Source organism: Companilactobacillus jidongensis (assembly GCF_003946575.1).
GTDB classification, from domain to species: domain Bacteria; phylum Bacillota; class Bacilli; order Lactobacillales; family Lactobacillaceae; genus Companilactobacillus; species Companilactobacillus jidongensis.
On sequence record NZ_RHOP01000022.1, the window covers coordinates 35,664 to 46,799 of the forward strand.

The following is an 11,136-nucleotide window of genomic DNA, read 5'->3' on the forward strand; positions in this document are numbered from 1 at the left end:
GATTCTAAGCGAGATCAGGTATTGGTGAGAGCTGATCGATTCGAAGATTAAGTCGCACTTTCTTTACAATTAAATAAGTTAATTAATGAGTGGATATTAATCAATTAGAGTGGTACCGCGGGAAATCTCGTCTCTTTCAATGAAGTAGTTTATTGAAAGAGGCGTTTTTTTTATCCAGAGGAGGAAAATATGGATTCAAAGAAATTGGTAGTTGATGCATTACTTAAGGTTTTACCTGATGAAATAACAGAAGAACAAGTACAAAAATTAATTGAGAAACCTAAGACATCAGATTTAGGTGATTATGCTTTTCCAACATTTATCTTAGCTAAGTCATTACATAAGGCTCCAAACATGATTGCTGAAGATTTAGTTGGCAAGATAGATCAAGCTGGATTTGAAAAAGTAGTTAATACAGGTGCATACATTAACTTCTTCTTGGATAAGAGTGCGTTCTCAAACGACGTATTACACGCTGTTATCAACGATAAAGCAGACTATGGTAACCAAGATGAAGGTAAGGGCAGAAACGTTCCTATCGACATGTCATCGCCTAATATCGCTAAACCTATGTCAATGGGTCACTTGCGTTCAACAGTTATTGGTAACTCAGTTGCAAAAATCGAAAAGAAATTAAACTATCAACCAGTTAAAATCAATCACTTGGGTGACTGGGGTACACAATTTGGTAAGTTGATTGTTGGTTACAAAATGTGGGGTTCAGAAGCCGATGTTGAAGCTGATCCTATCAACAATCTATTGAAATATTACGTTCGTTTCCATAAGGAAGCAGAAGACAAACCTGAACTGGATGACGAAGCGCGTGCTTGGTTCAAGAAGATGGAAGATGGCGATGAAGAAGCTCTTAAGTTATGGGCATGGTTCAAGGAATTGTCACTTAAAGAATTCAATCGTATATATGATCGTTTAGGTGTTACATTTGACCACTATACTGGTGAATCATTCTATAATGACAAGATGGATGCCATTGTTGATACTTTGAGAGAAAAGGGATTATTGGAAGAGAGTCGCGGTGCTGAAATCGTTGATCTATCAGACCATGATCTATCACCTGCCTTGATCAGAAAAACTGACGGTGCAACATTATATATCACTCGTGACTTGGCTGCCGCTAAGTATCGTAAAGACACATTTGACTTTGTTAAGTCATTATATGTCGTTGGTAGCGAACAAAGTGAACATTTCAAGAAGCTTAAACTTGTGTTGAAAAAAATGGGTTATGACTGGTCAGACGATATTACACATATCGAATTTGGTCTTATCACAACTGGCGGTAAGAAACTTTCAACACGTCAGGGTAGAGTTATCTTACTAGAAGATGTTTTACAAGATGCTGTTGACTTAGCTAAAAAACAAATCAACGAAAAGAATCCAGATCTTAAGAATAAAGATGACGTTGCCGAAGCAGTCGGTGTTGGTGCGGTTGTCTTCCATGATCTTAAGAATGAGAGACGTGATAGCTTTGATTTTAATCTTGAAGAAGTTGTTCGTTTCGAAGGTGAAACTGGTCCTTATGTTCAATATACAAATGCCCGTGCATTGAGTATCTTGAGAAAGGCCGCAAATCTTGATTATGCTGATGCAGACAATTTGTCACTAGCTGATCCTGAAGCATGGGATACAATCAAGTTGTTACAACAATTCCCAGAAGTTATCAAACGTGCCGGTCGTATCTACGAACCATCAGTGATTGCCAAGTACTCACTAAAGCTTGCTAAGAGTTTTAATCAATACTATGCACACAGCAAGATTCTTAACGAAGATGCTGGTTTGAACGCAAGATTAGCTCTTGTTAAGTCAGTAACAACCGTCCTTCAAGAATCACTAAACTTATTAGGTGTTAAAGCACCAGAAGAAATGTAAGGTAGCGCAACTTGAATCGAAAACTATTTGTTGAATTATCTGAAATAAAAACTACAGTTCTCGATCTTGCGTGGTTTGTCCTTGCTATAAGTTATTCATATTTAAAATTTAATACCTTTAATTTTATTAATGGCATACTTGGGTTTGCTGCAGTTATATTTATTCATATAATTATTAATCTTCACAATAACTATATGGATTACAAAAATGCAAAGGATCTAGAGTATCGTCAAAAAATTAGTACCATCGGTATTAATCGTGAATCACTGGCAATAGTCAAAAAATGGATGTACGGTTTGACCATTTTTCCATTAATAATTGGAGCTTTCCTGGTATACAGAACCGGATGGCCGATCATGGTGATCGGGGTCATCTGCATCGGTATCGGTTTATCATACTCAGGAGGTCCGAAGCCACTCAATTCAACAATGTTTGGAGAAGCAGTGGTGGCTATTGCCATATCCATTCTAATTCCCTTGACTTATTCCTACTTGGGATTGGTTGGAACTGGAAACTTTGATTCTAGCTCGGTAATTGATGTTGTAATTATCTGCTTGCCAAATACATTTGCAATCTTTGCCGCACAATTGTGTAACAACACTTGTGACATAGAATCAGACATAAAAAATGGCCGTCATACGTTGGTTTACCACATTGGAAAAACTAATGCATTGAGTTTGTTTAGAGCCAGTTGGGCCTTGACCTTCTTGTTAATCCCTATATTAGCTTTATTACAAGTAGTACCTTACATTACGTTGTTAGTGTTACTACTATATCCTGCAATCTGGGATAAGTTCCATCCTTATCTGAAGGAACAAGTCAAAACGCAGACTTATCCTTTAGTTATCAAAGCTGTAACTCAATTAGTTCTAACATATATATTCCTAGTTGCTGTCGGGGCGATTATCAATAAATTAATGTCATTACTGTAGTTGCAACTCCTCAGAAAGAGTCCTAAATAATCACTCCTAAAACTTCTTTCTGAAATAAACAAAAAAAGAAGTCAACTGATCTGTCGGGGATCGGTTGGCTTCTTTTATTTTGTCAGAAAGTGTAAAAAATCACTCCTAAAACTTCTTATCGCTCACAACTCATTGGTAATGAAGTCGGTCATAAAGTCGGGTAGATCGGCTTCAACCGTCTGAATGTCGTCTGAAAATGGCGTAATAAAATTTAACTCATGAGCGAACAACAATAGATTACCATTTTTTGGCTCAGGATTGTAGAGTAAATCGTTAACTATTGGCCATTTTTTGTTACTTAAGTGCACCCTTAGCTGGTGAGTACGTCCAGTTGACAGGTTCAGTTGCAATAAAGCATATTTTTTATTTTGTTTTATGACATTGTATATAGTTATAGCCTTTTGACCATCTTGACGTACCATTCGTTTTCGCTTGTCATTTGGATCCAATCCTATTGGATCATCAATTATTCCAGATCTTTCAGAAATTGGTTCGTTTAATTTCACGATTGCCAAGTATTCTCGATGCAACGTTTTGGAACTTAATTGTTGATCAAAAATTGGAACTAGATAAGGTGTTTTAGAAATCAACATTAAACCGCTTGTTTCCATATCAATTCGATGGACCATATAAGGATGAGCCTGTGGTGCTAGGTAATTTTCGACGTCATTCATTAATGAGTCGTTTTCAGCTTTGAGATTGGGATGAGATTTTATACCAGCTTTTTTGTTCACGACGATTATATCGTCATCTTCGTAACAAACGTCCACTGGATGGTGTCCAGGTAAGTAGGTTTGATTTTCAGAACGTGGTGGAAAATTAAAGTTTAAGGTAATAATGTCTTTATTTTTTACAATAGTATTGAAAGGATGATATGTGCCATTGATCAACACATCTTCTTGAACTCGAAAGAAATGCTGCCATTTTTTAGGAATCAACCATTTTTTTAACAATTCTCGAATAGTAATATCAGGTTCGTTTTGTTTCAAATACTTGATTTGGCGGCGATACATTGATTAATTTCTCCTTAATATTTTTTTGTATTTTAATTATACCTATATAATGTGATAAAATTTACTTTTATAGCAGAGGTATTAACAATGAATAATAATAATGGTTTTTGGGATTGGTTAAAACCAAAATTACAAATTGCTTGGGCTTTTATCAGGAAGTACTGGAGAAGATTTCAACTTACACGTTGGTTGATCTTACTTTTCCTAATGCTAGTTTTAGTTTTAAGTACTATTTGGACTTATCAGGCTAAAACAGCAAATGTTGAGGATCTTAAGTCTTCACTGCAAACAAAGACGACAGTGTTAGACAAGGATAACGATGATGCTGGTGAATTATATGCCAGCAAGGGTACATATGTAAGTTTAGACAAAATCTCGGAGAATATCCAGAATGCAGTTATTTCTACTGAAGATAGAACTTTTTGGACTAATCCAGGATTCAGTATCAAAGGTTATGCTAGATCAGCTTTGGGATATTTGATTTATCACCACATTACTGGTGGTGGTAGTACATTGACACAACAATTAGCTAAGAATGCTTTATTGACACAGAAACAAACACTTTCACGTAAAGGTGAGGAACTCTTCTTGTCAATTGAGATCAATCGAGTATATTCAAAGAAGACAATTCTAACAATGTATTTGAACAATACATACTTTGGTAATGGTGTCTGGGGTGTTCAGGATGCTTCAGAACGGTATTTTGGTAAGAGTGCCAGTGAATTGAACGCTGGGGAAGCAGCTGTGTTGGCAGGTACTCTTAAGGGTTCCACGATGTATAATCCAATTGATAATATGGCTAATGCTAAGTCCCGTCGTAACTTGGTCTTGGATTTGATGGTCAAGAACAACAAACTAACGTCATCACAGGCTAGTTACTACAAGAATCAACCTATTACGTTAAGCAATAATTACAATGGTGGTAATTCATATAAGTACCCATCTTTCTTTGATGCAGTTATTGCTGAAGCAGTTGATAAATATGGTATTAGTGAAGATGATATTTTGAATAAGGGTTATAAGATCTATACAACACTTGATCAAAGTATTCAAAAATCAATGGAGAATTCCTTTGATAATAGTTATTTGTTCCCAGCTAATGCGAGCGACGGAACTGAAGTTCAAGGTGCTTCAGTCGCAATTAATCCGTCTAATGGTGGTGTACTGGCGGTAGTTGGTGGTCGTGGTGAACATACATTTAGAGGTTTCAATCGTGCAACACAAATGAAACGTCAGCCAGGATCGACCATTAAACCATTGGCCGTATATACGCCAGCAATTGAAAATGGTTATAGTTATGATTCTGAATTACCAGATCAAGTTACTAGCTTTGGTAAGAATAAGTACACGCCAACAAACGCTGATGGATTATATCAAGACGAGATTCCAATGTATAAGGCTCTGGCACAAAGTGAAAATGTTCCAGCGGTAGCCTTATTAGATAAAATTGGAGTCAAAAAGGGTGTATCTTCAGTCGAAAACTTTGGTATTAAGGTACACAAGAACGATCAAAATTTGGCACTGGCATTGGGTGGGTTGGAAACAGGAGTTTCACCACTACAAATGGCGCGTGCCTACACGGCCTTCGCGAATGAAGGTAAGTTATCAGATACTCATTTCATTCGTAAAATCGTTGATTCAACGGGGACGGTAATCGTCGATAATACCAGTAATTCTACTAAGCAGATCATCAGTAAAGATACTGCTAAAGAAATGACTAGTATGATGCTTGGTGTCTACAACGAAGGTACCGGTAAGACTGCCAAACCTAGTGGTTATAAGATTGCCGGTAAGACTGGTAGTACCGAAGTTCCTAGTTCTTATGGCTATGCTGGTACTAAGGATCAATGGATGATCGGATATACTCCGGATATTGTTGTTGCCAGTTGGATTGGTTTTGATAATACGGACAAAGATCATTTCTTATATGGAGTGAGTGAAAATGGTGTTGCGTCACTATTCAAGAGTGAAATGACGAATATTTTGCCTTATACAAATCAAACCAGTTTTGGAGTAAAGGACGCTGCCACGATCGCAAGTGAAGACAGTAATAGCAATAGTAACAATGGTAGTAATGATATCGTTAAATCTTTCCAAGATGGAGTAAATAACGTTAAAGACAAGGCTTCAGAATGGTATAATGATGTTAAGAACTTTTTTGGTCAATAGGAGGACTGTATGAATATTTATGATAGCGCCAATTCACTAGAACAAGATTTGAGAAAGACAACAGAAGTAGCTGATCTCAAGCTTGCTTTTGAAGCCGTTAAAGCTAATGATTTGGCTTTCAAACTTTTTGATAAGGTTCAAAATAAACAATTTGAACTTCAACAAAAACAAATGCAAGGTCAAGAAATCACTGATGACGATATCGAAGCAATGCGTCAATTGACAGATCAACTTCAAAACTATGATGAAATCAAAAACTTGATGGATAAAGAACAAAAAATGAATTCTATGATGGAAGAATTGAACAAAATCATTTCTAAGCCAATCGCAGAAATCTATCAAGATAATAAATAATTAATAATTATTAAAAAAGGAGCTGAGACAGTTAATGTCCCGGCTCCTTTTTGTAAAGAGGAGATTCGATGAAATTTATACATGCCGCTGACCTGCATTTGGATACGCCGTTCGTTAGTATTAGCAATTTTTCTAACTCATTACAAGAAGAGTTAAAGAAATCAACCTATACAGCTGCTGACAAGGTTTTTGAAACTGCTGTTACTGAAGAAGTAGACTTTGTGATTCTCGCCGGAGATACATATGACAATACCGAGAGGACATTATCAGCTCAAATTTATTTGCAGGGACAATTTGAAAGACTTAGAGAGCATGGTATCAAGGTTTATCTGGTTTATGGTAATCATGATTATTACCGAAATGATTTTTCAGTTATAAAGATGCCAGACAATGTGACTATATTTGGAGATGAAGTAACGACGTCTGAAATGACCGCTAGTGATGGACAACATGTTGGAATTACTGGATTCAGTTATTATCAGAATCATATTAGCGATGATATGGTCGCAAATTATTCCGCTCGTGGGAATTATGACTATCAAATTGGTATTCTGCATGCTGGAATTGGGGATGGCAATTATGCACCGTTCACGGTCAATGAATTATTAACCAAAGGCTACGACTATTGGGCATTGGGTCATATTCACAAACGTGAAATCTTGCATAAAAATCCAATGATTATCTATGCCGGTGATACTCAAGGTCGCAATCAGAATGAATTAGGAACTAAAGGATTTTATTTGGTTAATGTTGAGAATGGTATGACAAATACTAAGTTTGTTCCTAGTTCTATTTTTGTATGGAAGTCAACGGGAATTACTGCTGATGAGTCAGATACAATTGATAGTTTGTTTGACAAGATCACTGATGTTCTAGCTAAATATGATGAAACTGAAGTTAAGTACTTGATAACTCTAACCATAAATGGTGCACAACATTTGGGTGAAAATGTGATTCGATCTATTGAACGTAATGAACTCTTGAATCATTTTTCTGTTACTGATTCGCATACCATTTTGTATAAAATCTATACAAAATTTGACCGAAATCCTCAATTAATTGGGATAGATCAAAAATATTGGGATGAAAGTTCAAAAGACATTTTTGATCTTAATGATGTCAAGGATATGGACAATCGTTTGTTCGGCGAAGAGGTAATTCGTCAGCATATTGATAATCCGAAATTTATTGAACATATTAAGGAACTAACTAAGAATACAATTAATAAAAAATACATCGGAGACTGATCGTGAAATTAACCAAAGTTAAGATATACGGATTCGGTAAGTGGTCCGATGTCGAGTGGAATTTTAATAGAGATTATCAAGTTATATATGGAAATAATGAAATCGGAAAAACAACATTACTAACATTTATTCAAAGTATTTTGTTTGGTTTTGCATCTGCACGTGGTGACGAAAAGTTTCAACAGTATAAACCAAAGAATGGCAGTAATTATGGCGGTGAACTGCAATTTGTTGATAAAAATAACATTACTTGGATCGTTAGACGAGTTGACGGAAAAAACGGTGGGGATGTAACAATTTATCGTGGTGATCAACAAGTGCCTGAAACATTAATAACACAAATAACTGGTGGATTTACCAAAGAAGACTTTGTTGGTAGTCATGTTTTGAATGATACAAGCATTATGTCGATTTACAAGTTGAATGAAGAACAGTTAGAAACTGAAATAATGGCTGTAGGAGCCGTTGGAAGTAAAGAATGGCTACTGACAGCTGATAGTCTAGAAAAGTCTAGTGAAGAGATATACAAAGCACGTGGACGTAAGCAACCACTGATAGAGCGGATTGAAGAGCATGATAAACTGGTTAAACACAAATCAGAGTTTGAAAACCAACAAGTAGCTTATGAAAAGTCTAGTAAAAATCTTGAGCTAGCTAACAAACAATATGCTGACAACACTCAAAATTTAAAAAAAATTACTGAGCAACGAGATGAGTTATCGAGTCTTAATAAAAAATGGTCGAAATTTGTATCTTACCGGGAGCTCTCACAGGTCGATGTCAGTTTAAGTAACCCTATTTCTAGGAATGATTGGGATCAAAGCTTACAACTTGATCAAGAATTGCAAACTTTACGGCAAAACATGGGACAGGTTAATTCGTTTAAACTTGATGATGAGGACAAAGAGTTTCGTGATTATTATCAAGCCAATAAGGATGATCTTGATTATTTGAACGCACAAAAAAGTACGATTCGTGATTTGCAGTTTCAACAAAAAAATCTTAATCAGCAACTAAATGATAATGATGTCAAAATAGATAGTCTATATGCTTCGAATAGAAACTGTGATGACAATATGCAATTACTTACTGAAGACGAATTGTTACGATTAAATACACCAAAAACTACTTCAGATAACAGTCGTAACTTAAATTGGCCGATTATTGGTTTATCGCTTGTTGCTTTAGTTTTGGCAACTTTTATGTCGGGTGCATTGAGAATAGGTGCCGGATTAATCTTTGTCGCCGGAATACTTTACGCATGGCACGAAAATCAGCAAACAACAACAACAACAATGCATAATAATGATCTAGAATTTTTAGATAAAAAAGGTTATAAGGGATTATCAGTCCCAGATATACAGGCGCTTCAAAACGTTATACGGCAATTACAAGATTTGAATGCGGAACAAGACAATTTGGAAAAACTTTTACATGCGACTGATGCAAAGTTGGATCAATGGAAGTCGCAACTAAACGATTTTGGATTGCTGGACTCGTCTGATAATCTGTCTGAAAATATTGAACATTACTTTTCACGGTTGAGTGCTATCAATACCAAATTAGAGTTAATGGAAAAGAATAATCTTGAGAACAAACAGTTGCAACAAAATAAATTAAATCAAATATCTGATTTACAAATCAAATTGAATAATATTTTGAAACGATATTCTATGCGTACTACCGATGACTTAATGAGGTTGCATAGTGAACAGCTTCAAAAACGAGGAATCATTAATAAATTAGAGCAGGATCGAGAGATACTTGGTGACGATATTGAACTGTTAAGTAGATTCAGTAGTGAGACTGAATTGCAGAATAAATTAGACTCAATTGAGAGAGAGTTCAGATCACTTTCACAACAAAATAATGATTTGAATCGTCAAATTGGATCAATAAAAACCAAGCGAGAACAAATATTCAATAATACCGAATATCAAAAATTAATTGATGATATCGCACAGAATGAGACTGATATGATAGAGTTATATGATGAATGGTTGGCTGATAAACTTGCTAGCAAGTGGATTCACTCAATGCTGGATTTGGCTACTGAGAACAGGTATCCGAAGATGTTGAAGCGTGCGGCGCATTATTTTGAATTGTTGACGAACGGTAATTATATAGATATTTTATTTGATTCTAACAGTTTGAAGCTAACTCGTCGTGATAAGGTCGAGTTTGATGTGCATGAGTTATCTAAAGCAACAACGGTCCAATTGTATATTTCTCTACGTCTGGCATTTGTAATTGAAATATCAGATCTAGTAGATCTGCCGATATTAATTGACGATGCTTTTGTAGATTTTGATAGAATAAGAACAAATAGTATTTTTGAGTTGATTAAGGAAGTTTCAGCTGACAATCAGGTTATCTATGTCACAGCCAATTTGAATACTGAATTACCTGGGGATCACATTATTAATTTAGAGGAGGTAAGTAATGACTAAAAAAATTATTGATTATAAAAACGGTGAAGCAATGAGCTTGGAATCAGTCATCAAGAAGTCAGATTTCCGATTGGCCAAAAATGGTAAAAACTTTTTGTCATTAGTTTTTGAGGATAAGTCAGGACAAATTCCTGGTAAATATTGGGATGCTAAAGAAGACGATGCAGAAACCTACAAAGTAGGTACGGTTGTCCAACTTGATGGTAAGAGGGATGTCTATCAAGGTAAACCTCAAGTTATTATTAATCGGTTAGGAGTGTTAGACTCAGAGACCGTTGATATGTCACAGTTTGTTCAAACTGCACCAATAAAGCGTGCTGATATGGAAAACGAGTTTGAAGATATCTTCTTAGAGATAACTAATGGCGCTTGGAATCGCATCGTTAGATATTTGTTTAAAAAATATCATGATAAGTTCTTTACCAGCGCCGCAGCTAAAAGCAATCATCATGATTTTCAGGGTGGCCTAGCTTATCATACTTTGAGCATGGTTCACTTGGCACAGAAGATCTCGGATCAATATCCACAGATTAATCGTGCACTGCTTATTGCCGGAGCATGTTTGCATGACTTGGGTAAGACAATTGAATTATCAGGTGGATTGGATATCGAATATACTTTTGAAGGTAATATGCTCGGGCATATAACAATCATTGATGAAGAAATCGTTAAGGCAGCTACGGATATGGACATCAGTCTTGAATCAGAAGATATGATTCTGTTGAGACACATGGTGTTATCACATCATGGATTGCTAGAATACGGATCACCTGAACGGCCTAAGTTGTTGGAAGCTGAGGTATTACATGGTATCGATGAAATGGATGCCAGCATTAATATGATTACCAAGGCATTGGATAAGACAGAGAATGGTAAGTTCTCTGAACGGATTTTTGGCTTGGATAATCGTTCATTTTATAAACACAGTTAAAATTAGACACAAAAAAAGAGCTCGATTTTGAAATCGAACTCTTTTTAATGGTTCTATACTTTCTGGTATTGATGAATAATCAATACCAGTTTTTTTGTACTCTTTTAAAACAAAAAGAACATCACT

At 35.7% G+C, this 11,136-nt stretch carries 8 protein-coding genes; 7 read left to right on the top strand and 1 reads right to left on the bottom strand.

The features are described from left to right. The first annotated feature begins 189 nt into the window (after positions 1 to 189). Both argS and EKM68_RS11765 read left to right on the top strand, forming a co-directional pair. On the top strand, positions 190 to 1,884 hold the full coding sequence (argS, locus tag EKM68_RS11760; protein ID WP_125591000.1) for an arginine--tRNA ligase: 1,695 nt from the start codon (positions 190 to 192) through the stop codon (positions 1,882 to 1,884). Between the two features lie 11 nt (positions 1,885 to 1,895). Beyond that, positions 1,896 to 2,816, top strand: a complete 921-nt coding sequence (locus tag EKM68_RS11765; RefSeq protein WP_125591003.1) for a prenyltransferase — start codon at positions 1,896 to 1,898, stop codon at positions 2,814 to 2,816. Between the two features lie 152 nt (positions 2,817 to 2,968). Here the strand turns inward: EKM68_RS11765 and EKM68_RS11770 are convergent, their stop codons facing one another. Beyond that, entirely contained in the window at positions 2,969 to 3,859 is an 891-nt protein-coding gene (locus EKM68_RS11770; protein WP_125591005.1) for an RluA family pseudouridine synthase, read from the bottom strand. An 87-nt stretch (positions 3,860 to 3,946) separates the two neighbouring features. On the opposite strand from EKM68_RS11770, the gene EKM68_RS11775 reads away from it, so the two are divergent. From EKM68_RS11775 to EKM68_RS11795, 5 genes are all read left to right on the top strand, one after another. Then, positions 3,947 to 6,028: a PBP1A family penicillin-binding protein gene (locus tag EKM68_RS11775; protein ID WP_125591007.1), complete on the top strand. Its 2,082-nt coding sequence runs from the start codon at positions 3,947 to 3,949 to the stop codon at positions 6,026 to 6,028. A gap of 9 nt (positions 6,029 to 6,037) precedes the next feature. After that, positions 6,038 to 6,382, top strand: a complete 345-nt coding sequence (locus tag EKM68_RS11780) for a YlbF family regulator (RefSeq protein WP_125591009.1) — start codon at positions 6,038 to 6,040, stop codon at positions 6,380 to 6,382. A gap of 68 nt (positions 6,383 to 6,450) precedes the next feature. After that, positions 6,451 to 7,629 carry a metallophosphoesterase family protein gene (locus EKM68_RS11785; protein ID WP_125591011.1) on the top strand — a complete coding sequence of 393 codons (1,179 nt, stop codon included), beginning with the start codon at positions 6,451 to 6,453 and terminating at the stop codon, positions 7,627 to 7,629. A gap of 2 nt (positions 7,630 to 7,631) precedes the next feature. Further along, positions 7,632 to 10,079, top strand: a complete 2,448-nt coding sequence (locus EKM68_RS11790) for an ATP-binding protein (RefSeq protein WP_164509432.1) — start codon at positions 7,632 to 7,634, stop codon at positions 10,077 to 10,079. Continuing rightward, a complete protein-coding gene (locus EKM68_RS11795) occupies positions 10,072 to 11,010 on the top strand; it encodes a 3'-5' exoribonuclease YhaM family protein (protein WP_125591015.1) in 939 nt (312 codons plus the stop codon). The genes EKM68_RS11790 and EKM68_RS11795 overlap by 8 nt, the downstream gene beginning before the upstream one ends. Positions 11,011 to 11,136: the final 126 nt, after the last annotated feature.